The sequence below is a fragment of the Halomonas sp. OfavH-34-E genome (genome assembly GCF_024124525.1).
Classification (GTDB): domain Bacteria; phylum Pseudomonadota; class Gammaproteobacteria; order Pseudomonadales; family Halomonadaceae; genus Halomonas; species Halomonas litopenaei.
The window spans coordinates 1-23,743 of record NZ_JAMXRY010000061.1 but is presented as its reverse complement, the minus strand read 5'-3'; the positions used below and the strand labels follow the sequence as shown (position 1 = coordinate 23,743).

Sequence of the window (23,743 nt, the reverse complement as noted above, 5' to 3'; positions counted from 1 at the left end):
GCGGCTTTTTTTGCGATTTCAAGCTCTTCCGACTTCTCAGCCAGCTGACGCTTGAGCCTTGCGTTCTCTTCCGCCAAGGCCTGCTCGCGAGCCGAGGCGCTCTGCTGCTGCTGAGCCTTGGCTCGCCATTGGTAGAGCTGGCTGGGTTGGAGACCCAGCTCGCGGGCGGCGGCACTGGTACCAACACGGTCAGCGAGTGCCAAGGCCTCGTCCTTGTAGACCTGGGAGTAACGGGTGCGAGTCTTCTTCATCGACGTTGCTTGCCTTGCCATGGGGTCACCTCGTTCAGTGTACTGCCTTAACGGGGTGTCCACTGTTGGTGGGCAAGATCACTCCTCCCGGTAGTTTCCGATGGAGTAGGCACGTTGCCTCTTTATGGAAATCGATGTCTTTATCATGGGCTACCTCGTTCAGAGCAGTTACTAAACAGGGTGGCCACTGCTACTGGGAAAGATCAAGATAACTCGTATTTCTTTCCGTCTAACCTCTTGCTTTAACATTACCGACTGGGGATGATCACAAAGTCCATTGACCACTACCAAGGAGCGAAAATGTCGGAAGTTCAGGAAGAGATCAAAAAACTCGTTATGAGTGGCGAGATTACCCTGTCAAGCTTAGAGAATAGAAAACAGATTTTGCAAAATATTCAGGAGTTTGAGTCTGAGGCTTGGACGATTGGTTTTTGTAAAGAGATCAGCCTCACAGCTGAGGATAATTTTCTTCCGCTTCTCAAGCTTGATGATGTTTTTCTGAAGCATGTAGGAATTCATTCAGTTCTTCTTAAAAAGTTTTCTTCAAAACTTGAAGAACACCTACCAATACTCTTGTCAAAGAAAGATAGGGCAATACGATGCGATGAATTCGGCGATACCATAAGCAAAGGGTGGTTCAGCTATCTTGAAAAATATTACAAGGATAAAATCGAACCTTTCATTCATGGAGCACATGACAGTATCGACAGTGAATTATTTGAGCATTTTGAAACCACTCGCCTTAAACACCTTGTATGGTACGAAATAAATAAAGGTGAAGTTATCCGTGCAACATTGAAAAATATCGACTTCTTCATTGAGTTTAATCGAGAAAACACCACTACGCCTGACATTAATATATCTGGGACAGAGTATGAATCAAGAATCGCCAGTCAAATTAATAAAGAAACCACTTGGGATGCTGAACTTACTAAAGCGTCTGGCGACCAAGGCGCGGACATCATACTGTCAAAATCACAACTAACAATTATAGTTCAAACTAAATACCACTCGTCAAAGATCGGAAATAGCGCTGTTCAAGAAGCATTCTCTGCTAAAAAATACTATGGTGCTGACTTGGCTTTTGTTGTTTCTAATTCTGGATTCACTAAGTCAGCAAGTGAATTAGCCGACGCAACAGGTGTAAGGTTGTTTTCAGATGTCGAGCTAATGAGTTTTCTTAGCTGACCCATATCGCTTCCTTCAAAAATTCGGTTAAATAAAGATTATAAAATTCGACATGGCCAAGCATTAAGGATCAGAAAACTTAAACTTAGCTTAATTAAAAAGCAGCCAAAATATAACTTTTTTCCACTTCCCCTCCCCTCCGGACCTGAACATACCATCGTTAAACTCTAGACGGGCGATTAAACAACACCACGAAAAAGTGGACACAAAGTAATTGATAGTTTTAGTAAAACCAGGCCCTGGGTTTGATTTGGGTAATCCACCCAAATAGCGAATACTATGAAACGGCTATAACACAATTGCCGACACCGCCCCTGCGGGCTCTTCTGCTAGTTTTCTAGAGTTGAAGTTCGAAGTATGGCTAGTACAACTACATTCTACGAGCAATTTCCCCCCCATGCCCGCAGCCATCCGGAAGCTCGTAGTCACTTAATTAACGAAGCCATTCGGTTGGACCTATTCGCCGAAGTTCGCAAGTTTCTGCGATACCAGCTCGGTGAAGCATCTTCTCCAAACAGGATATCTTCTCAATACTGCGGCCCCAGCCCCATCACTCGGCGTGCTGCACCAACCAGTGCTACGCCTTCCACGTGCAAGCCTTGAATTTGTGGGGCTACACCACCGCCCCGACCTCTAGGAGATGCTGTTTCAAGCGCAGCTTGGGGTGGCCAGCAGGCAGGCAGCCACGTCACTGACGCCCCTCCCCTGCCGCGCCATCAGTAGTGCTTCAACAGCCGATCCAGCTGGCGATAGCCGATGGCCTCGATCAGGTCATCACGGCACGGACGTTCGCGCCCGGCCAGGTCGGCCAGGGTCAGCGCCACCCGCAGCACCCGGTGGTAGGCCCGGGCAGACAGCCGCAGGCGCTCAAGCGACTGCGCCAACCAGGTGCGCTCGGCCACCTCCAGGGCGCAGGCGCTCTCCAGCGCGGCGCCGGCGAGCTGGGCGTTGAGCACTCCCCTCTGCTGCTGACGCTGACGCGCCGCCATCACGCGTCGGCGCACCATCGCGGTGCTTTCCCCCGGCTGATGCGACGTCAACTGTTCCACCGGCAGCGCCGGCACCTCCACTTGAAGGTCGATGCGGTCGAGCAAAGGACCGGACAGGCGCGCCTGATAGCGCTGTATCTGGGACGCGGTGCATACACAGTCCTGACGCGGATCACCCAGATGGCCGCAAGGGCAAGGATTCATCGCGGCAACGAGTTGAAAACGAGCGGGAAATCGTCGCTCGTGACTGGCCCTGGCGATATGGATCTCGCCGCTTTCCAGCGGCTCGCGCAATACCTCCAGCACCTGGCGACTGAACTCAGGCAACTCGTCGAGAAACAGCACGCCGCGATGGGCCAGCGAGATCTCGCCGGGCCGCGGACGCGAGCCGCCACCGACCAGCGAGACCGCGCTGGCGGTGTGGTGAGGCGAACGAAACGGACGACGGCCAAAGCCATCGGACAGGGGAAGCGCGCACACCGAGCGAATCGCCGCTACCTCCAGCGCCTCGTCATCGCCAAGCGGCGGCAAGAGCCCGGGCAGTCGGCTGGCCAATAACGTCTTGCCGGTGCCGGGCGGCCCGGCAAACAGCAGGTTGTGCCCACCCGCCGCCGCCACCTCCAGCGCTCGCCGGGCCTGATACTGGCCACGCACATCGCACAGATCCAGCGCCGCAGACCCGTCTTGCGGCGGTGCGGTGGGTGGGTGAGCAGCGAGGGGAATGCGCCCGGCCAGGTGGGCGACGACGTCGAGCAGGTGTGCCGCCGGCAGCACCTCCAGGCCATTGACCAGGGCCGCCTCATCGGCGTTGGCCTCGGGCAGGATCAGGCGCCGCCCGGCCTGACGGGTGGCCATGGCGAAGGGCAGCATGCCGGCTACCGGCCGCAACCGACCATCGAGGGCCAGTTCGCCGGCACACTCGACACCCTCCAGTGCGGCGGCGGGCAACTGGCCGGAAGCCACCAGCAGACCCAGCGCGATGGGCAAATCGAAGCGTCCACCCTCCTTGGGCAGATCGGCGGGAGCAAGATTCAGGGTAATACGGCGTAGCGGGTAGTCGAGGCCGCAGGTGGCAAGGGCGCTGCGCACCCGTTCGCGGCTTTCGCGCACTGCGGTCTCGGGCAGGCCGACCAGGGTCATGCCCGGCAGGCCGTTGGCCAGGTGTACCTCGACCTGTACCTCGGGGGCGTCCAGCCCCAGTCCCGCACGGGTGGCAATGATGGCAAGCGTCATGGGCTCCCTGCCTGACGGAAGGCTCATGACCAGTAGAGCACGCCCACCTCACCGGCGCCCCATGCCGGCCCCCCGCCAGGGCGGGCCGGCATATCTTGTGACGTTCTGCGTCTGAAGCCTCAGGCGGAGGGCTTGTCGGCTGAACCGCTCGATGCCTCGTCCTGCTTGCCCTGTTCCGGCACCGGCGGCACCGGTACCTCGGCGGCTTCCTCGGCCACGGCAGGCGCCGCGGTCGCTTCGCCAGCGGGCGCTGCACGTTCCTCGACCAGGCTCTCCAGCGCCGCTACCTGCTTTTCCAGCGCCTCGACCCGGGAGCGGGTGCGCTGCAACACGTCCATGAGGATGTCGAAATCCTCGCGTGACACCAGTTCGAGACGATCGAAGGCGCCACGCACCACCTGCTGGACCCCCTTCTGGATGTCTTCCGGGGCCTGGGAGGCGCCCTGCAAGCGCTCGCCGATCTGCTGTGCCAAACGGCTGATGCGATCCTGACTGACCATGATGGCTCTCCTTGAAACGTCGATGGGAACTCCGTTGCCGACAGGATACGCAAGCCGGGCGCCCAACGCATGCTTCGTGGCCCTTGCCCAGCGACGCCCGGCGCATTGGCGACTCCCTGATACCTACACGCGCCCCGGCACGCGACGCAGCACAACATGCTCGCCAATGACGCACCACCAATACGCGCCAGCACCAAAACAGTGCATTAACTTTGATGCAGTGCCGCAAACTCGCGGGTGTTTTTCGTCTCTCGCTATCAAGAACAACCACAAACCATTGTAAACAAAGATTTTGCCAAATTTATGGCACGTATATCGCTATGCATAGATATCCATGCACCGAGCGGAAACAAGCCGCCACCTTATGCACGTAGGGAGCCATGCCATGAAACTGATCACCGCCATCATCAAGCCCTTCAAGCTGGACGACGTCCGCGAGGCGCTGGCCGACAACGGCGTCCAGGGCATCACAGTGACCGAGGTCAAGGGCTTCGGCCGCCAGAAGGGCCACACCGAGCTATACCGCGGCGCCGAGTATGTCGTCGACTTTCTGCCCAAGGTGAAGGTCGAGGTTGCGATCGACGAGGCCCGACTGGACAGCGTGCTGGAAGCCATCTGCAACGCGGCCAACAGCGGCAAGATCGGTGACGGCAAGGTGTTCGTCACGCCGCTGGAAGACGTCATCCGCATTCGCACCGGCGAGCGCGGCTCCGACGCGGTCTGATCCCCGTCCCCTGACCCGACTTCCGATAAAAATATAGCGAGACACTTCCATGGTCGATATCAGTGAACTCAGCTACGCGCTGGACACCTTCTACTTCCTTATCTGCGGCGCCCTGGTCATGTGGATGGCCGCCGGCTTTGCCATGCTCGAGGCCGGCCTGGTCCGAGCCAAGAACACCGCCGAGATTCTGACCAAGAACATCGTGCTGTTCGCGGTCGCCTGCACCATGTATCTGCTGGTGGGCTACGCCCTGATGTACTCCTCCGACGCCGGCGGCTTCATCCCCAACCTCGGCTTCTTGATCGGCGCCGAAAACAGCGTCGATGCGGTGCTGGCAGGTGGTGAAGACGCACCCTACTACTCGGCCCGCGCCGACTTCTTCTTCCAGGTCGTGTTCGTGGCCACCGCCATGTCGATCGTCTCCGGCGCTGTCGCCGAGCGCATGAAGCTGTGGGCCTTCCTGGCCTTCGCCGTGGTCATGACCGCCGTGATCTATCCGGTCTCCGGCTACTGGACCTGGGGCGGCGGCTGGTTGTCCGAAGCAGGGTTCTCCGACTACGCAGGTTCCGGCATTGTCCACATGGCGGGTGCCGCTGCAGCCCTGGCCGGTGTGCTGGTGCTCGGTCCGCGCAAGGGCAAGTACGGCAAGAACGGCGCCATCTATGCCATCCCCGGTGCCAACATGCCGCTGGCGACCCTGGGTACCTTCGTCCTGTGGCTGGGCTGGTTCGGCTTCAACGGCGGCTCCGAGCTCAAGCTCTCCGACGTGTCTTCCGCCAACAACATGGCCCAGGTGCTGGTAAACACCAACGCTGCCGCCGCCGGGGGTGTCATCGCCGCGCTGATCCTGGCAAAGATCTGGTTCCGCAAGGCCGACCTGACCATGGCCCTGAACGGCGCCATCGCTGGCCTGGTCTCCATTACCGCCGACCCGCTGTCCTCCACGGCCCTCGGCGCCACCCTGATCGGTGCAGTCGGCGGTGTCCTGGTGGTGGTCGCCATCGTGGTCCTCGACAAGCTGCGCCTGGACGATCCGGTCGGTGCCATCTCCGCCCACGGTGTGGCCGGTATCTGGGGTGTCCTGGCGGTCCCGCTGAACAACGCCGACGCCACCTTCGGCGCACAGATGCTCGGCATCATCGGCATCTTCGCCTGGGTCTTCACCGCTAGCCTGGTCGTGTGGCTGATCATCAAGGCAATCATGGGTGTGCGTGTCAGCGAAGAAGAAGAATACGAAGGCGTCGACCTGGCCGAATGTGGTCTCGAAGCCTACCCCGAGTTTAACGTCGCCAAGAAGTAAGCCTGAGCTTACCCGCGACACCAGTGAGCTGGCGTGCTCCTCCTGGCCCCTTCGGGGGCCTTTTTTATTGCTGTTCGCCAGGGGTATGCTTTGTCACACTAGTCAGGACAGGCGCAACGGCGCGCCGCCAACGGGTTGGCGCCAGGCACGACCGACGCCGCCCCCACACGGACAGGATGAGGAACCCGCCATGAAACTGGTGACCGCGATTATCAAGCCATTCAAGCTCGACGACGTCCGCGAGTCGCTCTCCGAGATCGGTGTTCAGGGCATCACCGTCACTGAAGTGAAGGGCTTTGGCCGTCAGAAGGGCCACACCGAGCTGTACCGGGGAGCCGAGTACGTGGTCGACTTTCTGCCCAAGGTGAAGCTTGAGGTGGCGGTCGACGACGGTATGACCGAGCAGGTCATCGAAGCCATCGTCCAGGTCGCCAACACCGGCAAGATCGGTGATGGCAAGATCTTCGTCACTCCCCTTGAACAAGTTATTCGTATCCGTACCGGCGAAACCGACAAGGACGCTGTCTGACCGACGATGGCAGCTGTCTTCAGCCACCCCCCTTGAGCAGGTCATTCGTATCCGTACCGGCGAGACCGACAAGGATGCTGTCTGACCTCGACCGACAAGGACGCGGTTTGAGCTCGACCGACAAGGACGCTGTCTGACGACGGCGACCGGTTCTCCCCGCCAGGTGGCGCCGCTCAGCCGCGGCGTCGCAACGGCTCCAGCAGGTCGCTCAGGCCGTTGTGGTCGATCTCGTGCATCAGCGCCAGCAGGCGTCCGATCTCTCCGGGGGGAAACCCGACCCGGGCAAACCACGCCAGGTAAGGCCCGGGCAGATCGGCGATCAAGGTGCCTTGATGCTTGCCGAAAGGCATCGGCAAGGTAACCAGGCGTTCCAGGTCCTGAGGATTCATCGCTACTCCTGAGCGGGTGGGTGAGGGAAAGACGCACAGGGTACTGGCCTGCGGGCGGCGTCGCCATCGATTCGCCTCCCCATTGAAAGTCTCCCCCGTTGAAAGTCTTCCCCATCGACGCCATGGTTATTTCCAGGTATCGACAAGGAGGCCGACATGACCACACTCGTGATAGGTGCCAACGGCCAGATCGGCCGCCAGGTCTGCGCCATCGCCCACCGCCAGGGACATCCGATTCGCGCCATGATCCGTAGCGCCGAGCAACGCGACTGGTTCGAGCAACAAGGTATCGAGACGGTCGTCGCCGACCTGGAGGGCGACTTCGCCTCCGCCTTCGAAGGTTGCGATCAGGTGCTGTTCACCGCCGGCTCCGGCCCGAACACCGGGCCCGACAAGACGCTGTTGATCGACCTCTACGCCGCTACGCGGGTGGCGGACGAGGCCAGCCGCCAGGGGCTGGATCGCATGCTGATGGTCAGCGCCATGCGCGCCGAGCAGCCGCTGCAGGCGCCGGAGAAGCTCAGGCCCTACATGGCCGCCAAGTTCGCTGCCGATGCCTACCTGCGCAGCAGCAAGGTGGACCATGTCATCGTCAAGCCAGGCCGGCTCACCGACGACGACGCCACCGGCCGTGTGGCCACGTCGCTGGACGAGACCGGGGGCAACAACCAGATATCCCGAGCCAACGTGGCCCAGGCCCTGGTCTATCTATTGGGGCAACGAAAGATCCGTAATCACGAGACGGTGCTCCTGGACGGCGAACGCGAGATCGCCGAGGCTCTCGGCGACTGACCACCGCCACACCGGCAGGCGATTCAATCCGCCAGCAGCAACGACGACGCCGATGGCCACTTGCCATCGGCGGCGTCGTTTGCGGCGTCCTGTCGTGGGGTCTTACTTCTCCACGAAGGCACGCTCGATGACGTAGTCGCCGGGCTCGCCCATGCGCGGGGAAATATTGAAGCCGAGCTCGTCGAGCAGTGCGCTGGTGTCGTCGAGCATGGCCGGGCTGCCGCAGATCATGGCCCGGTCCTGCTTGGGATCAATGGGCGGCAGGCCCTTGTCGTCGGTCAGCTTGCCGGTGCGGATGTGATCGGTCAGGCGGCCCATGGTGTGGAAGTCTTCACGGGTCACGGTGGGGTAGTAGACCAGCTTCTCGCTGATCTCCTCGCCCAGGTACTCGTGCGCCGGCAACTCCTTGGTGATGAAGTCGGCGTAGGCCAGCTCGTTGACGTGGCGCACGCCGTGCACCAGCACTACCTTTTCGAAGCGCTCGTAGACCTCGGGGTCCTGGATCAGGCTGAGGAAGGGCGCCAGACCGGTGCCGGTGGACAGCATGTAGAGATTGCGCCCAGGCAGCAGGTCGTCACATACCAGGGTACCGGTAGGCTTGCGGCTGACCATGATCTGATCGCCTACCTGCAGGTGCTGCAGACGAGAGGTCAGGGGACCATCGGGTACCTTGATGCTGAAGAACTCGAGGTGGTCCTCGTAGTTGGGGCTGGCCACGGAGTAGGCACGCATCAGCGGCTTGCCGTTGACCTCGAGACCGATCATCACGAACTGGCCGTTCTTGAAACGCAGGCTACGCTCACGGGTCGTGCGGAAGGTGAACAGGGAGTCGTTCCAGTGATGAACGCTCAGCACTTCTTCCAGGGCAAACTTGCTCATGCCAACTCCTTAAAATGCGTGGGCTTATTCCTGAAGTGAATAAAGCCCGATATCAAGTCTTGCGGATAATTCTAAGACCGGCCATATTATCTGTTAAATGGATTGTATGGATAACGCTTATCCAATTCATTGATATAGATGCCCATCGCCGACGTCTTTACCCCTATCGCGCCGGAGAGCCCGTGCCATGCGCTACACCCTTCGACAGCTGGAAGTCTTTGTTGCGGTCGCCCAGCACGAGAGCGTGTCCAAGGCGGCGCGCGCCCTGGCCCTGTCACAGTCGGCGGCCAGTACCGCGCTGTCCGAACTCGAGCGCCAATTCGACTGCCAGCTGCTCGATCGCATCGGCAAGCGCCTCAAGCTCAATGCACTGGGCTTCCAGCTGCTGCCCAAGGCGGTCGCCCTGCTCGATCGGGCCGAAGAAGTGGAAGAACTGCTCAGAGGCCAGCAGGGCATCGGCAATCTGGATGTCGGCGCCACCCTGACCATCGGCAACTATCTGGCGACGCTGTTGATCAGCGACTTCATGCAGCGCCACCCCGGCAGCCGGGTAAGGCTGCAGGTCCGCAACACTCGCTCGATCATCGATGCGGTTCGCCATCACCAGCTCGACCTGGGGCTGATCGAGGGGCAGTGCGAGGAGGACGAGGTCATCACCCAGCCCTGGGTCGAAGACGACCTGGTGGTGTTCTGTTCGCCCCGTCATCCGCTGGCCAACCGCGGTCCGGTGGAGCTCGACCGCCTGCTGCGTGAAGACTGGATCATGCGAGAGGAGGGCTCAGGCACGCGCCTGACCCTCGAACAGGCAGCCCGCCATCGACGTGGTCGCTTCAATATCCTGCTCGAACTGGAGCATACCGAGGGCATCAAGCGTGCGGTGGAGTCGGGGCTGGGAATCGGCTGTGTCTCACGCCTGGCGCTGCGCGACGCCTTTCGGCGTGGCAGCCTGACCCCACTGCCCACGCCGGAACTGGACCTGAGTCGGCAGTTCACCTTTATCTGGCACCGTCACAAGTACCTCACCGCAGGCATGCGCGAATTTCTACGCCAGTGCCGGCAAATGACGGAGGGGATCCAGCGCAGCGACGAGATCGATCTGCCGCAGGTGCCCTGAACGGCAACGACTAGCGCTATGCAGGAGAGAGCCCGCCGCGGACGGCGGGCGGCGCAGATCAGCGCAGATCGTCGACGGCGTCGGTGATCTTGTCGCAGTCGGCCTTGGTCAGATCCTTGGAGAGGGAGTGGATGACCAGTTTGGCGGTGGGAGCATCGAGCTTGTCGCGCAGGTGACCAAGAAAGCGCGGCGGCGCCACCATGATCAGCTTTTCCATGCTGTTGTCGACACGGGCACGATACAGTCGATCGGCTACCTCTCGGGCAAAGATGACTTCATGGTGCTGGGTCGCCACCTCCTCGCCGCCAGCCTGACGCGAGGCGGTAGCACTGGATTCATGAACGTCACCGCCCTTGTCGGTCACCAGATCGCCTTCGTGGAGCCGCCCTTCGGCGTGCACCAGGCTCTCGACTTCATTCAGCTTGCGTCCTGTCCGAGTGAAGATTCGCGCACGCGACGCATCGGCTACCACGATATAAGTCGTCGTCATGGTCGGTCCTCGCCTCCCTGTGTTCAGACTTCCCGGCACAATGACCGGTACAAAGTCACCATGGCAACGGACCCCGGCAGCGTCAACTGGTGGTTATTGGCGACACCGGCGTCGCCCTCCACGGACACTGACGAGCCCTGCCTCCTTTGGGGTAGCATGCAGGCATCTGTTACACGCCCCGGCGGCCTGCGGCCCTGTCCGGTTATCGCCTTTGCCTGCGCCGCACCGCTGATACTCGCGGGCCGCCCATCCTGGCGCCCTGCGAGTTCCCCTGCTGGAGGACCTCGACCATGCGCCAGTTCTTCTTTCCCCGCGCCCCACTGGCCCGGCGCACCCTGCTGAGCTGTCATTTCATTGCACAGCTCGGCGTTCTCGCCGCCGGTCTGTGGTGGCTGATCCCCCGCACCCCCTGGGTCGCCATGACCACCTGGAGTGAGAGCTGGCCTCCCCTGGCGCTGGGCGCCGGCCTCACCCTGCTGACCATGGTCGCACTACGCCTGCTGGCCGAGCTGTGGTTGCTGCCCCATCACCTGGGCAGTCAACGGCCCGGCTTCGCCCCCGGCGCGGTGGTCACCCGTTCCTACGATCGGCGTCCGGCGGTGCATGATGACGACAAGGCCTGGACCTCCCAGGCCCGGCCACTGGAGGACGACGACGCGGTGGTCGGCGATGCTCGGGTGACGCGCAAGGCCGAACCGCTGAGCAAACGCGGACATCGCGAGCCCGGCCTCGACCTGAACCGTTCGTCTACCGGCGAGCCCGAATCGCAAAGGGTCCAGAAGCCGAGTCGCCAGGAGCCAAGTCTCTGACGCGGTCGACGCCTTGACCGGGAAGGCAATCAGCGGCGAGCGCGCTGGCGCCCTCGATGCCACAGCCAGACCGCCCCGACACCGAGCCCTGCACCCATGGGAAGTTGGCGACGACGTCCCAGACATCGCCGCCGAGTCACTTGGGAAGGCAGTCAGCGGCGAGTTCGCGGAAGGCAATCAGCGGCGAGCGCGCTGGCGCCCTCGATGCCACAGCCAGACCGACCCGACACCAAGCCCTGCACCAATGGGAAGTTGGCGACGACGTCCCAGGCATCGCCGTCGAGTCATCCGGGAAGGGAATCAGCGGCGAGCGCGCTGCCGCCATCGGCACCACAGCCAGACCGCCCCGACACCGAGCCCTGCACCCAGGGTATTGGCGACGATGTCCCAGACATCGCCGCCAAGACGCCCGGGTACCGGGATCTGGGCGAACTCGATGGCGACGCCGTAGGTCACCGCCAGTCCCATGGACAGCCCGCTGCGCCCGCTCGCCAACGCCAGCAGTGTTGCCAGGCCGGCGTAGGCGATCAGATGGTTGGCCTTGTCCCAGGGCAGGTCTTCCGGCAATTCGCTGGCAGGCATCAGACTGCCCCAGGCGATGACCAGGGCGGCGGCGGCGGCCAGCCCCCACCACCACCGCACGAATGCAGACCGCCTGCCCGAGACTTCAGCCTGAGGCGATCTGGGCATGATAGGCCGGGCTCAACTCGTGCAGCGCCTCCATGAAGGCGGTGACGTTGTCGGGGTCGGTGAACTGGCTGATGCCGTGGCCGAGATTGAAGATGTGGCCCGGGCCGTGACCGTAGCTGTCGAGGATACGGCCGACCTCGGCACGAATCGCCGAAGGGTTGGCGAACAGCACATTGGGGTCCATGTTGCCCTGCAGTGCCACCTTGCGGCCCACCCGGCTGCGCGCGCTGGACAGTTCAGTGGTCCAGTCCAGCCCCAGGGCGTCGGCGCCGGTGTCGGCCAGATCCTCGAGCCACTGGCCGCCGTTCTTGGTGAACAGGATCACCGGTACCCGGCGCCCATCCTGTTCGCGAATCAGCCCCGCCACGATCTGTTCCATGTAGCGCAGCGAGAACTCGCGATAGGCCGGCGTGGACAGCGTCCCTCCCCAGGTATCGAAGATCTGTACCGCCTGTGCGCCAGCTCGGATCTGCGCATTGAGGTAGTCGGTCACCGCGGTGGCCAGGGTATCGAGCAGCTGATGCATCACGTCGGGGCTTGAGTAGAGCATGCCCTTGACGTGGCGAAAGTCCTTGCTGGAGGCGCCTTCGACCATATAGGTCGCCAGGGTCCAGGGGCTGCCGGAGAAACCGATCAGCGGCACCCGACCGTTGAGCTCGCGACGGATGGTCGAGACCGCGCGCATCACGTAGTCGAGGTCGCGTTCGGCGTCGGGCGCCGTCAGCGCGGCCACGTCTTCTGCGCTGCGCACTGGCTTGCGGAACTTGGGACCCTCGCCGGTCTCGAAGTACAAGCCCAGCCCCATGGCATCGGGGATGGTCAGAATATCGGAGAACAGGATGGCGGCGTCCAGCGGATAGCGTTCCAGCGGCTGCAGGGTGACCTCACAGGCGCGGGCGGTATCACGACACAGGTCCATGAAGCTTCCCGCCTGGGCGCGCACTTCCTTGTACTCCGGCAGGTAGCGACCGGCCTGGCGCATCATCCAGACCGGAGTGCGATCCACCGGTTGACGCGCGAGAGCGCGCAGAAATCGATCGTTCTTCAGTTCCATGCAGGCGTCATCCAGGGAAAATGTGCGACTCATTGTACCGCAATGACTCCCGAACGCGTGGCCTCCTGCGACCCTGTGTCGTCGGCAAGGTGTCGTGAGCCTTGCACGACTTCCTGATAAACTGGGCGCCCCCTTGACGGCGCTGCCGTTGTTTCGACTCCGAGGTACCCCGTGACGATTCGCTTTATCGCCGCCTCTCGCCTGCCCACCCCCTGGGCGACCTTCACCATGCACGGCTTCGAAGACGAGGCCACGGGCAAGGATCATATCGCCCTGACCCTGGGGGAGATCGACGATGGCGCTCCTGTGCTGGGACGGGTGCACTCTGAATGCCTGACCGGCGACGCCCTGTTCTCGATGCGCTGCGACTGCGGCTATCAGCTTCAGGAAGCGCTCAAGCGTATCGCCAGCGAAGGCCGCGGTGTCATCCTCTACCTGCGTCAGGAAGGCCGCGGCATCGGCCTGCTCAACAAGATTCGCGCCTACCACCTGCAGGACCAGGGGGCCGACACCGTCGAGGCCAACGAGCGCCTGGGCTTCGCCGCCGACCTGCGCCGCTATGACCTGTGCGTGCCGATGCTCGAACACCTGGGTGTCGAGGGGCTCAAGCTGATGACCAACAACCCGCGCAAGGTCGACGCCCTGACCCAGGCCGGCGTTCAGGTGGTGGAACGCGTCGCCCTGACCACCGGGCTAAACCCTCACAACGAGCACTACCTGTCCACCAAGGCAGGCAAGCTCGGTCACATGATGGCGCTGGGTGACTTTACCCAGGCTGACGACGTGGATATCGAAAAAAAGTCATAGGCCGCGTAAGGAATCCGGCCCACCCCCGACTCAAGATCAAACGCAACATTACGCTCCATTGATCTTGACCTTCGAGGTGCCGACATGAAACTCAAGCTGCTTTCGATTGCCGCCATTGCCGCCGTGACCACACTTCCGCTGACGGCCCAGGCCGACGCCCGTGCCACCGACCTGGCCCGCGCGCTGAACAGCCAACCCCTGTCCATGCGCGACGCCATGCCCCAGCAGGGCCATGAAGTGATCAATGCCCACATCGCCAGCGATAGCACCGAAGCCCTGCGCAAGGCTCGCCTGCGGCTGCAGTCTCGCCATGTGGAAATGACCGACTTCATGCTCAATCTCGACCTCGGTCGCGCCGCCACCAAGTAACAGCAAGAAAAAAAGGCCTTTGTTTTTGCACCGCTACAGACATACGACCGTTTTAATAGAGTCGCCTTATCGAAGCCATAAAAGCGATTACCTGGCGCTTTCGATAGAAAGCTAACAAAATACACACATCGACAGCGGGTGACGCCACCCGCTGATACCGGAAGGAGCATCGACATGAAACCCACCTTGATCCTCGCTGCCCTGATCGTCGCCTCTCTGCCCGCTCTGGCCCAGGCTGCACCACCCAAGTACGCCCTGGCCCTGAACGAATCGCCCTTGACCGACCAGGCCCCGTTGGTCGATGACGTGCTGGGGCAGCAAGTTGCCGATGTCGAGCCTCTGGCTATCGGTGGTCAGCGTATCGGCAACACCGCCGCCTCGACCCATGATGGCAAGACGCTGGCAAACGCCAGGCTGCAACTGCATCGCGACCAGGCCCAGGCCACTCGCTTTCTGCAGCAGGACGGACGACGTGTCGCGGTGACCATCTAGGCTGCGCTGTGTAAAGGCGACTTAGACCAAGGTCGAATCGGTATTTGACATTCCGTTAGCCTGTTAATATTATTGCCGCAAGTTTTCATGCAGTACCCGTTGGATACATCCTTCGAACGCAGGACAGCGTCAGCAAGGTCCAGGATGACAAGCTGCAGAAAAGGCAGGCCCTGAGGGGCCAAAAAATGCCACCAAAATTAAAACGACCGTTTTATTTTGAATCGGTCGAATTCAAGAGAGACAAGGGCCACGAGGCCCAATAGGAGAGACACCATGAAAGCCACTACCAAGATCGCCGCTACTGCCCTGCTCGCCGCTGCCCTGCCGCTGACCGCCCAGGCCGACCGTGCCACTGACCGCGCCCAAGCGCTCAACGCCGAGCCGTTGGCTCAGGTCAGCGCCAGCGCGCTGGAGGCCGCCCATCAGGTCGGCAACGCCCATATCGCCGACAACGGCAGCAACGCCATGGCCAATGCCCGGCTGGAGCTGCTGCGGGTTCAGGCCAAGCGCACCGACTTCGCCATGAGCGAGCACGACCTGGACCTGGCCCGTCAGGCCACCACCGGCTAAGCGCACCGATCCGATGGGTGTCCGCGGGTAAGGACCCCGGGTACCAACGCAGAGGCCCCGCCGACGTGATGTCGGCGGGGCCTTTTTATGTGCCGGGTCTTTTTGTGCTCGGCCTTTTTGTGCTGGGCCTGGGGGAGGGTCTACCGGACACGGGGCCAGGTGCGGGACCAGGCACTCAGCGACCCGGCGATCCGGCGACCCGGCCGTCGAGCCTGCGTCAGCGTGTCTGAGGCGCGGAATCGACCTGCCGTGGCTGCCACAGCGCCTTCATCACCAGCGCGATGGTCAACATCACTGCGACACCGCTGATCGCTCCGATCCAGGTGGTACCGGTGACGCCGGCCACGAAGAAGGCCACCAGTCCTGCGACACCGGCTGTCACCGCATAGGGCAGCTGGGTGCGCACATGGTCGATATGGTCACAGCTCGACCCCGCCGACGACAGAATGGTGGTATCGGAAATCGGCGAGCAATGATCGCCGAAGATGCCGCCGCTCAGCACCGAGGCGATGGCCAGCGCCATGGGCAGGTCCATGGCCGCCGCCACCGGCATGGCGATCGGAATCATGATGGCGAAGGTGCCGTAGGAGGTGCCGGTGGTGAAGGCCACCACGGCGCCGATCAGGAACAGCAGCACCGGTACCAGGCTGGGCGGAATGCTGGCCTCGGTCAGGCTGACCAGGTAGTCGGCGGTGCCAAGCTCGGAGGTGACGCTGCCGATGGACCAGGCCAGCGCCAGGATGATGTAGACCAGGGTCATGCTCTTGATGCCCTCGACCACGATATCCATGGCCTCGCGGAAGTCGAACAGCCGCTGACTCATGCCCATGGCCAGCCCCGTCATCACCGCCACCAGGGTGGCGATCAGGATCGACTGGCCGCCGTCGGCGTTGCCCACCGCGGTCACCAGGTCATTTTCCGGGAAGTTGCCGGTCCACAGAAACAGCGGCGGAATCATCGCCAGCAACACCCCGATCGGCACCAGCATGTTGCGCTTGCGAGCGGTGTCTTCCGGCGCCTTGAGCTCCATGGCGTCGGTCTCGGAAGGCGGCTTGGCGGTGTCTTCCATCAACTTGCCGGTCTCCCGGGCGCGACGTTCCGCCCGCGCCATGGGACCGAAGTCCCACTGGGTGACGACGATATAGAAGATCATCCCCAGCGCCAGCCAGGCGTAGAAGTTCAGCGGAATCGAGGACAGGTAGATCAGGTACTCCGATCCGCTCACCTCCATCTCGCCCAGCTGAGTGCCGATCAGCCCCATGACGAAGACCACCCAGGTGGACACCGGGCCCAGCAGGCACATGGGGGCCGAGGTGGAATCGACGATGTAGGCGAGCTTCTCGCGGGAGACCTTCATGCGATCGGTGATCGGACGCATCACGCTGCCCACGGTGAGGGCGTTGAAATAGTCCTCGAAGAAGATCAGCATGCCAAGGCCAAGCGTGCTGCCCTGGGCGCCACGGGCGCTGGCGACCTTGCGCGAGATGGCGCGGGCGATGGCGTGGGCGCCACCGGTACGCTGCAGCACGCTGATCAGCACCCCGAACAGGCCACAGTAGATCAGCACGGTGGCGTTCCACTCGTCGCCGATGCTCGGCACGATAAAGTCAGAAAAACTGTTGTAGAGGCCGGCGGCAGGGTTGTAGCCGGCGAGCATGGTCGCCCCGAGCCAGACGCCGCAGAACAGCGCGGGAATGACGTTGCGCGTCGCCAATGCCAGCAGGATGGCCAGCAGCGGCGGCAACAGGGATAAGAGTCCGAAGGACATCGGGAGTCTCCTGGGTTCTTGTCGGTCTTGGCCCGAGGGGATGACGCCGGACGGCGTCGTGCGGGCAGCGGGGCATCCTAGGCGCTTGCGGCACAAACGGCAACCGCGCTGTCACATCCCCGCAACCGCCGTTCCAGAAGTACAAGCCAGCGCCGGCCTGCAGCTAGCTGACCACCCTGAAAATTCCCCTCGGACATCGGGTGACGGAGCCGACAGATACCTCCATCACCCCGCGACCCGCCTCCCCAACACCGACAGCCGATACCCTCTCTGGAGATACACCAGGCAACGTCCCGACGGCCCTCGCCTCAGTCAGGACGCCGGGTCTCCACCTCCACCCCCTTCATGCCCTCTGCCGTGTAGCGCTCGCCGGCAACGACGTCAGGCGCCAGGCCAGTGCCACTTGGCCCTGGGGTCGTCAGGCCTGACCGCGGGCCTGGCGAATACGCTGGTAGGCGTTGCCGATCTCGACGGTGCGGGCCTCGGCGACCTCGCGCATGCTGTCGGGCAGGCCACGACTGGCCAGCTTGTCCGGGTGGTTCTCGCTCATCAGCTTGCGGTAGGCACGCTTGACCTCGGCGTCACTGGCCTCGTCGCTGACACCGAGTACCTTGTAGGCATCTTCCAGCGGGCTCTGGCTCTCCTGGGTCGCGCCGGCACCGTGGGAGGCGCCGCCCCGCAGCATGGCTTCGATCTGGGCGATCTCGGCCTCGCTGCAGCCAAGCCCGCGAGCCACCCGCATCAGCATGCTGTGCTCGGCCGGGTGCAGCACCCCATCGGCGGCGATGGCGGAAAGCTGCACCTGCAGGAAGATCTGGCGCAGCGCGCTGCGCCCGCGCGTCAGCCGGGCCACCCGTGCGATCTCGCCGTCGAGGTCGAAGTCACTGGCGCGCCCGCGCTCGAAGGCGGCGCGGGCGCTGGCACGGGTGCTTTCCGGCAGACGCAGACGCACCAGCAATTGCTCCAGCACCTGGCGCTCCTCGCCGCTGACCTGACCATCGGCCTGGCACACCGCCCCCATCACCGCGAAGGTGGAGTCCATGAACTGACGCTGCATCTCGGCCAGGCCCTTGCTGAGCATCAGACCGCCACGCAGGCGCCCGCCCAGCCACCAGCCGATACCGCCGCCGATCAGCATGCCCAGCGGCCCACCGGCCAGGAAGCCCACTACCGCGCCAATCACGATGATGGTCAGCATAAAATCCTCTCTTGTGCGCTACGTCGCCAAGCGGCGGCGCCACGTCTTTTTCTGTTTCGGCCCTGGCCAACCATCACGGCTATGCCAGGTCCCGCCAAAGGGGTATGAGCAGGCAGCATACCATCGCCGTCGAGCCGGCGGCGAAGGTCCAGCCTTCGCTGTTTCATCGAATGGTCATCTGCAAGCGCGACACTGCACGCCATTTCAAGCCGCTCGGTTCACACTCCCATGCGACTATCGATCACGCGCCTTGCCATCGTCGGCGCCATCGCTTCCGCCAGCATCAGCGTCAGTCTGGCTTCCAATGCTTCGGTATTCCCCTGGCAGGGCTTGCTGGGAGTGGACACGCCGCCATCTGACACTGCCAGGTCCGTCATCGAACGCCTGGTCGAAAGCGCCAGCCATCGCTGAGCCTGCTCCCATACGCCATCGGCCCCCTGGAGCGGGGGCCGATGGCATGACGGACATACTTGCGCCGTGCGCGACGCAGGCACCCTCGCTCAGCGCTTTCGGTGCTTGTCCAGACGGCGACGAATCGCCGCCTCGATACCCTCGGCATCGAGGCCACAGTCACGCAGCAGCTCCGCTGGCTTGCCGTGTTCGGCAAAGACATCGGGCAGGCCCAGGTTGAGCACCGGCACGGCGACACCCTCGGCCAGCAGCAGTTCGTTGACGCCACTGCCGGCGCCTCCGGCCACCACGTTTTCTTCCAGGGTGACCAGCAGGTCGTGGCCGCGGGCGGCCTCTAGCACGGCTTCACGATCCAGTGGTTTGACGCTGCGCATATTGATGTGGGTGGCGTCTAGCCGCTCGGCCACCACCCCGGCGGGGTCATTGAGGCTACCGAAGGCCAGCAGCGCCACGCCCTTGCCCTGGCGCCGCGGCTCGGCCACGCCGATGGGCAGCGGCTCGAGGTCGGCGGGAATGGGCACACCGGGACCGGTACCGCGGGGATAGCGTACCGCCGCTGGGCCCGGATGATGGTAGGCGGCGCTGAGCATGGCGCGACACTCGGCCTCGTCCGCCGGTGCCAGCACCACCATGCCCGGTACGCAGCGCAGGTAGGTCAAATCCAGGGCGCCGTGGTGGGTGGGCCCATCCTCACCGACCAGGCCGGCACGATCGATGGCAAAGGTCACGTCCAGCTCCTGCACCGCCACGTCGTGGATCAACTGGTCATAGCCACGCTGCAGGAAGGTCGAGTAGATCGCCACCACCGGTTTCATTGCCTCGCAGGCCATGCCGGCGGCCAGGGTCACCGAATGCTGCTCGGCGATGGCCACGTCGTAGTAGCGCTCGGGGTACTCCCTAGAGAAACGGATTAAATCCGACCCCTCACGCATGGCCGGGGTGATACCGATCAGACGTTCGTCGGCGGCGGCCATGTCACAGATCCAGTCGCCGAACACGCTGCAGTACTTCTTCTTCGGCGGCGCATTCGACGCGGTCGCCGGGGGCTTGGCCTTGGCGGCCTCCGGCGTCTCCAGCTTGGTGATGGCGTGGTAGCCGATGGGATCGGACTCCGCCGGCAGGAAGCCCCGGCCCTTGCACGTCTTCACGTGCAGAAACTGAGGTCCGTCCAGCTCACGCATGCTGGTGAGGGCATCGGTCAGGGCGTCGATATCGTGGCCGTCGATGGGCCCGACATAATTGAAGCCCATCTCCTCGAACAGGGTGGCCGGACTGACCATGCCCTTGACGTGCTCCTCGGTGCGCCGCGCCAGCTCCAGCGCGCCCGGCAGATGGGACAGCACCCGCTTGCCGTTCTCACGCATGCTCAGATAGGGCTTGCTGACCAGAATCCGTGCCAGGTAGCTGGCCACGCCCCCGACGTTCTCGGAGATCGACATCTCGTTGTCATTGAGCACGACCAGCAGGTTGGCGTTGACGTGGCCGGCGTGGGCCAGGGCCTCGAAGGCCATGCCCGCAGTCAGGGCGCCGTCTCCGATGACGGCACAGACGCGCCGCTCCTGCTTCTGCGTGCGCGCCGCCAGGGCCATGCCGAGGGCCGCCGAGATGGAGGTGCTGGAATGGCCGACGCCAAAGGTGTCGTACTCCGACTCGGCACGCCGGGGAAAGGCGGCCAGACCACCGTAGCGACGAATGCTGGTCATGGCCTCGCGGCGGCCGGTCAGGATCTTGTGGGGATAGGCCTGGTGGCCCACGTCCCACACCAGGCGATCGTGGGGCGTGCGGAAGGCGTGGTGCAACGCCACGGTCAGCTCGACCACACCAAGGCCGGCGCCGAAGTGGCCGCCGGAAACGCCGACGCTATACAGCAGGTAGGCGCGCAGCTCATCGGCCACGCGCTTGAGCTGCTCTGCGGTCATGGCACGCAGCGCAGCCGGGGTATCCAGAGTATCGAGCAGCGGTGTCGCCGGCCGCTCGGTGGGAATCGTGTCGAACAGCTTCATGTTAGCCCTGTGGTCGTCAGTGATCGCGCTCGATCATGTAGCGGGCAAGCCCGGCCAGAGGCGCCGCCGCCTCGCCCAGCGGGGCGATGGCGTCGAGTGCCTCGTCGATCAGCGCACCGGCCTTGGCTCGGGCGCCGTCAAGCCCGAGCAGGGCGGGATAGGTCGGCTTGTCGCGGGCCGCGTCGGCCCCCGAGGTCTTGCCGAGGGTATCGGTGTCGCCGGTGACGTCCAGCACGTCGTCATGCACCTGAAACGCCAGGCCCATGGCCGCAGCATAGGTGTCCAACGCCCCCAGACGCGAATCGTCCTCGGCCACCGCCACCAGTCCACCGAGGCGAACCGCGGCGCGAATCAGCGCACCGGTCTTGTGGCGGTGCATGGTTTCCAGCATCGGCAGGTCGGGACGTTCGCCCACCACCGCCAGATCCAGCGCCTGGCCGGCGGCCATGCCGTCGCGACCAGACGCCTTGGCCAGGGTCGCCACCAGGGCGCCCAGGCGGGGCGAGCGAGAGCTCGCCAATAGTTCGAACGCCAGCGTCTGCAGGGCGTCACCGGCGAGAATCGCCGAGGCCTCGTCGAAGGCCTTGTGCACCGTGGGCTGGCCACGTCGCAGGTCGTCGTCGTCCATCGCCGGCAGGTCATCGTGGACCAGCGAGTAGGCGTGGATCAGCTCGATCGCGGCGGCGGGGATATCCAGCTCGTCGTCGTCGGCCCCCAGCGCACGCCCCGCGGCGTAGACCAGGATGGGACGCAGGCGCTTTCCCCCGACCAGCAGGCCGTGGCGCATCGCCGCCTCGAGCCGGGGTTCGACGACGTGGCGCTGTTCAAACAGTCCCTCGAGGCAGCGGTCTACCCGCGCCCGGTCTGCGGCCAGGCGGGCCAGCATGGTGTCAGCGTTCACCCGGTTCCTCCCCGATATCAAAAGGCGACAGCTGCATGCCACCGTCGGCGTTCTCCGTCAGGCTGCGCACCTTGAGTTCGGCCTCGTCGAGCCGCTTCTGGGCATCTCGCGTCAAGGCCACGCCCTGCTCGAAGGCCTTGAGCGACTCCTCCAGCGTCAGCTCGCCGGACTCCAGGCGCTCGACCAGTGTCTCCAGCTGGGTCATGGCCGAGGCGAAGTCGAGCGACTCGTCATCTTTCTGTGTTGGCTGGCGGTCCTGCGTTGCCATGCGCCCCTCCAGGCGGCGGGTCAAAGGCTGACCCGAGATTGCGAGTTCACGGCCGACGATGGGCCACCCGGGAAACGCAGGCTCGCTGACGACGTCCGGCCTTTCCCCAAAGGGCGACAGTATACACGCTCTCCCCCCGGGGTCGTCTGCCCTGGCCCTTATCCGCGGCCCGCGAAGCGCCCCTCGAAAGGACGGCGGTACATGCAGATGGCTCATGCTGCGGTGCAAGGATTTTCAACGTGAAAATGCCGCCCTGTGGTACTCTATGGACCCTGATTTTTCGCCTGCCCCACCACACAGCCGCTGGCTGCCGCCAACTCCAAGAGGTTGATTCGACCATGGCCAAAACGTCCCTGGACAAGAGCAAGATCAAGATCCTGCTGCTCGAGGGCGTCCACCAGAGTGCAGTGGACAATTTTCTCAACGCCGGATACACCAATATCGAGCATATGCCGACCTCGCTCGACGAAGAGTCGCTGATCGAGAAGATCCGTGATGTTCACTTCATCGGCATTCGCTCCCGCACCCAGCTCACCGAGCGGGTGTTCGCGGCGGCCGAGAAGCTGGTGGCGGTCGGTTGCTTCTGCATCGGTACCAATCAGGTCGATCTCACGGCGGCGCTGGTGCGCGGCATTCCGGTGTTCAACGCCCCCTACTCCAACACCCGTTCGGTGGCGGAGCTGGTGCTGGCCGAGGCCATCATGCTTCTGCGCGGGATTCCCGAGAAGAACGCCCGTGCCCACCAGGGCGGCTGGCTGAAGAGCGCCAAGAACAGCCACGAGGCCCGCGGCAAGACCCTCGGTATCGTCGGCTACGGCAGCATCGGCTCGCAATTGTCGGTGCTGGCCGAGGCGCTTGGCTTCGACGTCATCTACTACGACGTCATCACCAAGCTGGCCATGGGCAACTCGCGCCAGGTCGCCAGCCTCGAGGAGCTGCTCGCCCGCTCCGACGTGGTCAGCCTGCACGTGCCCGACCTGCCGTCCACCCGCTGGATGATCGGCGAGGAGCAGATCAGCCTGATGAAGCCCGGCGCCATCCTGATCAACGCCGCCCGCGGCAGCGTGGTAGTGATCGAGGCCCTGGCCGAGGCGATCAAGGAAGGCCGACTTAACGGCGCCGCCATCGACGTCTTCCCGGTGGAGCCCAAGGGCAACGCCGACGAGTTCGAAAGCCCGCTGCGTGGCCTCGAGAATGTCATCCTCACCCCGCACATCGGTGGTTCCACCCTGGAGGCCCAGGAGAACATCGGCGTCGAGGTGTCCGAGAAGCTGGTGACCTTCTCCGACAACGGCACCAGCATCACCTCGGTCAACTTCCCCGAGGTGGCACTGCCGGCCCACCCGGACAAGCACCGCCTGCTGCACATCCACGAGAACGTGCCCGGCGTGATGTCCGAGATCAACCGGGTGCTGTCGGAAAACGACATCAACATCTCCGGCCAGTACCTGCAGACCAACGAAAAGGTCGGCTACGTGGTCATCGACGTCGACAAGGCCTACGGTCCCCAGGCGCTCGAAGCCCTGCGCGAGGTGAACCACACCCTGCGCACCCGGGTGCTGTACTCCGAGACCAACTACGCCGACTGAGCGGCGGACGTAGCGCCTGCTCGCGGCGAGCTATCCCGCGAGGCAGCTATCGCGCTCGGGATGACGATGAGGCGCCGCTCTCCTTCGGGAGGGTGGCGCCTTTTTACTCGCAGGCCTTTTTACTCGCTGCACGCTCACGTTCCCCGTTCCCGACCATCACAAGCCGACGCCCAAAAGCCTGTGGCGCAGCGAGAAAACGCCTATCCTGAGCGTCTTCCCGATGACCTCTTCAAAGGATGCACGATGCCAACCGGACTGGCCTATCTGATCGTGGTGCTGGTGTGGGCCTCCACCCCGCTGGCCATCAAGTGGAGCGCCGAGGCCGGCGCCCCCATCGGCAGCGTGATGCTGCGCATGGGCCTGGCGCTGGTCGCCGGCGCTCTGATCCTGCTGGTGCTCAGGCGCGGCGTCCGCCTCGATCGCCGCGCCCTTGCCA

The 23,743-nt window shown here is 63.3% G+C and carries 25 protein-coding genes and 2 pseudogenes; 14 read left to right on the top strand and 13 right to left on the bottom strand.

Going from position 1 to position 23,743, the window contains the following annotated elements; all coding sequences use genetic code 11:
* Positions 1 to 5: 5 nt before the first annotated feature.
* Positions 6 to 272, bottom strand: a pseudogene (locus NH448_RS20370) (transposase); the annotation flags it as partial.
* A gap of 279 nt (positions 273 to 551) precedes the next feature.
* On the opposite strand from NH448_RS20370, the gene NH448_RS20365 reads away from it, so the two are divergent.
* Positions 552 to 1,439: a restriction endonuclease gene (locus tag NH448_RS20365; protein WP_253029320.1), complete on the top strand. Its 888-nt coding sequence runs from the start codon at positions 552 to 554 to the stop codon at positions 1,437 to 1,439.
* A 716-nt stretch (positions 1,440 to 2,155) separates the two neighbouring features.
* On the opposite strand, the gene NH448_RS20360 is transcribed toward NH448_RS20365, so the two are convergent.
* The gene (locus tag NH448_RS20360) at positions 2,156 to 3,661 is read right to left on the bottom strand and encodes a YifB family Mg chelatase-like AAA ATPase (RefSeq protein WP_253029319.1); all 1,506 of its coding nucleotides are present in this window, start codon (positions 3,659 to 3,661) and stop codon (positions 2,156 to 2,158) included.
* Positions 3,662 to 3,780: 119 nt separating this feature from the next.
* The gene (locus tag NH448_RS20355; protein WP_045993910.1) at positions 3,781 to 4,161 is read right to left on the bottom strand and encodes an accessory factor UbiK family protein; all 381 of its coding nucleotides are present in this window, start codon (positions 4,159 to 4,161) and stop codon (positions 3,781 to 3,783) included.
* A gap of 385 nt (positions 4,162 to 4,546) precedes the next feature.
* On the opposite strand from NH448_RS20355, the gene NH448_RS20350 reads away from it, so the two are divergent.
* The 3 genes from NH448_RS20350 to glnK all read left to right on the top strand — a co-directional run bounded on the left by NH448_RS20350 (position 4,547) and on the right by glnK (position 6,714).
* On the top strand, positions 4,547 to 4,885 hold the full coding sequence (locus NH448_RS20350; protein WP_045993909.1) for a P-II family nitrogen regulator: 339 nt from the start codon (positions 4,547 to 4,549) through the stop codon (positions 4,883 to 4,885).
* Positions 4,886 to 4,934: 49 nt separating this feature from the next.
* A complete protein-coding gene (locus NH448_RS20345; RefSeq protein ID WP_108131880.1) occupies positions 4,935 to 6,185 on the top strand; it encodes an ammonium transporter in 1,251 nt (416 codons plus the stop codon).
* 190 nt (positions 6,186 to 6,375) lie between these two features.
* Entirely contained in the window at positions 6,376 to 6,714 is a 339-nt protein-coding gene (gene glnK, locus NH448_RS20340; protein ID WP_045993907.1) for a P-II family nitrogen regulator, read from the top strand.
* A 173-nt stretch (positions 6,715 to 6,887) separates the two neighbouring features.
* On the opposite strand, the gene NH448_RS20335 is transcribed toward glnK, so the two are convergent.
* Entirely contained in the window at positions 6,888 to 7,103 is a 216-nt protein-coding gene (locus NH448_RS20335) for a DUF3820 family protein (RefSeq protein WP_045993906.1), read from the bottom strand.
* 156 nt (positions 7,104 to 7,259) lie between these two features.
* Between NH448_RS20335 and NH448_RS20330 the strand changes: the two genes are divergently transcribed.
* Entirely contained in the window at positions 7,260 to 7,895 is a 636-nt protein-coding gene (locus NH448_RS20330; RefSeq protein ID WP_124804498.1) for an SDR family oxidoreductase, read from the top strand.
* A 102-nt stretch (positions 7,896 to 7,997) separates the two neighbouring features.
* On the opposite strand, the gene NH448_RS20325 is transcribed toward NH448_RS20330, so the two are convergent.
* The gene (locus NH448_RS20325; RefSeq protein ID WP_045993904.1) at positions 7,998 to 8,774 is read right to left on the bottom strand and encodes a ferredoxin--NADP reductase; all 777 of its coding nucleotides are present in this window, start codon (positions 8,772 to 8,774) and stop codon (positions 7,998 to 8,000) included.
* 187 nt (positions 8,775 to 8,961) lie between these two features.
* Between NH448_RS20325 and NH448_RS20320 the strand changes: the two genes are divergently transcribed.
* Positions 8,962 to 9,888 carry a LysR family transcriptional regulator gene (locus NH448_RS20320; protein WP_045993903.1) on the top strand — a complete coding sequence of 309 codons (927 nt, stop codon included), beginning with the start codon at positions 8,962 to 8,964 and terminating at the stop codon, positions 9,886 to 9,888.
* Between the two features lie 58 nt (positions 9,889 to 9,946).
* Here NH448_RS20320 and NH448_RS20315 read toward each other — a convergent pair whose 3' ends face one another.
* Positions 9,947 to 10,378, bottom strand: coding sequence for a host attachment protein (locus tag NH448_RS20315; protein ID WP_045993902.1), 432 nt, complete (start codon positions 10,376 to 10,378; stop codon positions 9,947 to 9,949).
* 290 nt (positions 10,379 to 10,668) lie between these two features.
* On the opposite strand from NH448_RS20315, the gene NH448_RS20310 reads away from it, so the two are divergent.
* Positions 10,669 to 11,187 (top strand): hypothetical protein, encoded by a 519-nt coding sequence (locus NH448_RS20310; protein ID WP_045993901.1) that lies wholly within the window; start codon positions 10,669 to 10,671, stop codon positions 11,185 to 11,187.
* A 300-nt stretch (positions 11,188 to 11,487) separates the two neighbouring features.
* Here NH448_RS20310 and NH448_RS20305 read toward each other — a convergent pair whose 3' ends face one another.
* Both NH448_RS20305 and hemE read right to left on the bottom strand, forming a co-directional pair.
* Positions 11,488 to 11,829, bottom strand: a complete 342-nt coding sequence (locus NH448_RS20305; protein WP_253029318.1) for a VanZ family protein — start codon at positions 11,827 to 11,829, stop codon at positions 11,488 to 11,490.
* A gap of 25 nt (positions 11,830 to 11,854) precedes the next feature.
* Positions 11,855 to 12,931 carry a uroporphyrinogen decarboxylase gene (gene hemE / locus NH448_RS20300; protein WP_108131917.1) on the bottom strand — a complete coding sequence of 359 codons (1,077 nt, stop codon included), beginning with the start codon at positions 12,929 to 12,931 and terminating at the stop codon, positions 11,855 to 11,857.
* Positions 12,932 to 13,102: 171 nt separating this feature from the next.
* Between hemE and ribA the strand changes: the two genes are divergently transcribed.
* From ribA to NH448_RS20280, 4 genes are all read left to right on the top strand, one after another.
* Positions 13,103 to 13,738: a GTP cyclohydrolase II gene (gene ribA / locus NH448_RS20295; protein ID WP_045993900.1), complete on the top strand. Its 636-nt coding sequence runs from the start codon at positions 13,103 to 13,105 to the stop codon at positions 13,736 to 13,738.
* A gap of 84 nt (positions 13,739 to 13,822) precedes the next feature.
* A complete protein-coding gene (locus NH448_RS20290; RefSeq protein WP_045993899.1) occupies positions 13,823 to 14,107 on the top strand; it encodes a hypothetical protein in 285 nt (94 codons plus the stop codon).
* Between the two features lie 174 nt (positions 14,108 to 14,281).
* Positions 14,282 to 14,599 (top strand): hypothetical protein, encoded by a 318-nt coding sequence (locus NH448_RS20285; RefSeq protein WP_124804501.1) that lies wholly within the window; start codon positions 14,282 to 14,284, stop codon positions 14,597 to 14,599.
* 273 nt (positions 14,600 to 14,872) lie between these two features.
* Positions 14,873 to 15,169: a hypothetical protein gene (locus NH448_RS20280; RefSeq protein WP_045993896.1), complete on the top strand. Its 297-nt coding sequence runs from the start codon at positions 14,873 to 14,875 to the stop codon at positions 15,167 to 15,169.
* Between the two features lie 217 nt (positions 15,170 to 15,386).
* Here NH448_RS20280 and NH448_RS20275 read toward each other — a convergent pair whose 3' ends face one another.
* Complete coding sequence (locus tag NH448_RS20275; protein ID WP_108131884.1) at positions 15,387 to 16,937, bottom strand: Na+/H+ antiporter NhaC family protein; 1,551 nt, start codon at positions 16,935 to 16,937, stop codon at positions 15,387 to 15,389.
* 418 nt (positions 16,938 to 17,355) lie between these two features.
* Positions 17,356 to 18,135, bottom strand: a complete 780-nt coding sequence (gene djlA / locus NH448_RS20270) for a co-chaperone DjlA (protein WP_045993894.1) — start codon at positions 18,133 to 18,135, stop codon at positions 17,356 to 17,358.
* 228 nt (positions 18,136 to 18,363) lie between these two features.
* Here djlA and NH448_RS20265 point away from each other — a divergent pair, with 228 nt between their 5' ends.
* Entirely contained in the window at positions 18,364 to 18,546 is a 183-nt protein-coding gene (locus tag NH448_RS20265) for a hypothetical protein (RefSeq protein WP_108131886.1), read from the top strand.
* An 89-nt stretch (positions 18,547 to 18,635) separates the two neighbouring features.
* On the opposite strand, the gene dxs is transcribed toward NH448_RS20265, so the two are convergent.
* Genes dxs through NH448_RS20250 form a run of 3 tightly spaced genes read right to left on the bottom strand, consistent with a single transcriptional unit; the run spans position 18,636 to position 21,718 of the window.
* Complete coding sequence (dxs, locus tag NH448_RS20260) at positions 18,636 to 20,549, bottom strand: 1-deoxy-D-xylulose-5-phosphate synthase (protein WP_253029317.1); 1,914 nt, start codon at positions 20,547 to 20,549, stop codon at positions 18,636 to 18,638.
* A 16-nt stretch (positions 20,550 to 20,565) separates the two neighbouring features.
* On the bottom strand, positions 20,566 to 21,435 hold the full coding sequence (gene ispA, locus NH448_RS20255; RefSeq protein ID WP_253029327.1) for a (2E,6E)-farnesyl diphosphate synthase: 870 nt from the start codon (positions 21,433 to 21,435) through the stop codon (positions 20,566 to 20,568).
* Between the two features lie 4 nt (positions 21,436 to 21,439).
* On the bottom strand, positions 21,440 to 21,718 hold the full coding sequence (locus NH448_RS20250) for an exodeoxyribonuclease VII small subunit (RefSeq protein WP_045993891.1): 279 nt from the start codon (positions 21,716 to 21,718) through the stop codon (positions 21,440 to 21,442).
* A gap of 338 nt (positions 21,719 to 22,056) precedes the next feature.
* On the opposite strand from NH448_RS20250, the gene serA reads away from it, so the two are divergent.
* Together serA and NH448_RS20240 are read left to right on the top strand one after the other, a co-directional pair.
* Positions 22,057 to 23,307 carry a phosphoglycerate dehydrogenase gene (serA, locus tag NH448_RS20245; RefSeq protein ID WP_045993890.1) on the top strand — a complete coding sequence of 417 codons (1,251 nt, stop codon included), beginning with the start codon at positions 22,057 to 22,059 and terminating at the stop codon, positions 23,305 to 23,307.
* 243 nt (positions 23,308 to 23,550) lie between these two features.
* Positions 23,551 to 23,743: pseudogene (locus NH448_RS20240) on the top strand (EamA/RhaT family transporter); the annotation flags it as partial.

Excerpts from the sequence above, each read along its gene's own strand:
- NH448_RS20275 (WP_108131884.1), bottom strand. The coding sequence starts at position 16,937 with ATGTCCTTCGGACTCTTATCCCTGTTGCCGCCGCTGCTGGCCATCCTG.
- djlA (WP_045993894.1), bottom strand. The coding sequence starts at position 18,135 with ATGCTGACCATCATCGTGATTGGCGCGGTAGTGGGCTTCCTGGCCGGT.
- dxs (WP_253029317.1), bottom strand. The coding sequence starts at position 20,549 with ATGAAGCTGTTCGACACGATTCCCACCGAGCGGCCGGCGACACCGCTG.
- NH448_RS20350 (WP_045993909.1), top strand. The coding sequence starts at position 4,547 with ATGAAACTGATCACCGCCATCATCAAGCCCTTCAAGCTGGACGACGTC.
- NH448_RS20355 (WP_045993910.1), bottom strand. The coding sequence starts at position 4,161 with ATGGTCAGTCAGGATCGCATCAGCCGTTTGGCACAGCAGATCGGCGAG.
- NH448_RS20320 (WP_045993903.1), top strand. The coding sequence starts at position 8,962 with ATGCGCTACACCCTTCGACAGCTGGAAGTCTTTGTTGCGGTCGCCCAG.
- NH448_RS20345 (WP_108131880.1), top strand. The coding sequence starts at position 4,935 with ATGGTCGATATCAGTGAACTCAGCTACGCGCTGGACACCTTCTACTTC.
- glnK (WP_045993907.1), top strand. The coding sequence starts at position 6,376 with ATGAAACTGGTGACCGCGATTATCAAGCCATTCAAGCTCGACGACGTC.
- serA (WP_045993890.1), top strand. The coding sequence starts at position 22,057 with ATGGCCAAAACGTCCCTGGACAAGAGCAAGATCAAGATCCTGCTGCTC.
- NH448_RS20315 (WP_045993902.1), bottom strand. The coding sequence starts at position 10,378 with ATGACGACGACTTATATCGTGGTAGCCGATGCGTCGCGTGCGCGAATC.
- NH448_RS20285 (WP_124804501.1), top strand. The coding sequence starts at position 14,282 with ATGAAACCCACCTTGATCCTCGCTGCCCTGATCGTCGCCTCTCTGCCC.
- hemE (WP_108131917.1), bottom strand. The coding sequence starts at position 12,931 with ATGGAACTGAAGAACGATCGATTTCTGCGCGCTCTCGCGCGTCAACCG.
- NH448_RS20290 (WP_045993899.1), top strand. The coding sequence starts at position 13,823 with ATGAAACTCAAGCTGCTTTCGATTGCCGCCATTGCCGCCGTGACCACA.
- ispA (WP_253029327.1), bottom strand. The coding sequence starts at position 21,435 with ATGCTGGCCCGCCTGGCCGCAGACCGGGCGCGGGTAGACCGCTGCCTC.
- NH448_RS20365 (WP_253029320.1), top strand. The coding sequence starts at position 552 with ATGTCGGAAGTTCAGGAAGAGATCAAAAAACTCGTTATGAGTGGCGAG.
- NH448_RS20325 (WP_045993904.1), bottom strand. The coding sequence starts at position 8,774 with ATGAGCAAGTTTGCCCTGGAAGAAGTGCTGAGCGTTCATCACTGGAAC.
- NH448_RS20310 (WP_045993901.1), top strand. The coding sequence starts at position 10,669 with ATGCGCCAGTTCTTCTTTCCCCGCGCCCCACTGGCCCGGCGCACCCTG.
- NH448_RS20250 (WP_045993891.1), bottom strand. The coding sequence starts at position 21,718 with ATGGCAACGCAGGACCGCCAGCCAACACAGAAAGATGACGAGTCGCTC.
- NH448_RS20360 (WP_253029319.1), bottom strand. The coding sequence starts at position 3,661 with ATGACGCTTGCCATCATTGCCACCCGTGCGGGACTGGGGCTGGACGCC.
- NH448_RS20280 (WP_045993896.1), top strand. The coding sequence starts at position 14,873 with ATGAAAGCCACTACCAAGATCGCCGCTACTGCCCTGCTCGCCGCTGCC.
- NH448_RS20265 (WP_108131886.1), top strand. The coding sequence starts at position 18,364 with ATGCGACTATCGATCACGCGCCTTGCCATCGTCGGCGCCATCGCTTCC.
- NH448_RS20335 (WP_045993906.1), bottom strand. The coding sequence starts at position 7,103 with ATGAATCCTCAGGACCTGGAACGCCTGGTTACCTTGCCGATGCCTTTC.
- NH448_RS20330 (WP_124804498.1), top strand. The coding sequence starts at position 7,260 with ATGACCACACTCGTGATAGGTGCCAACGGCCAGATCGGCCGCCAGGTC.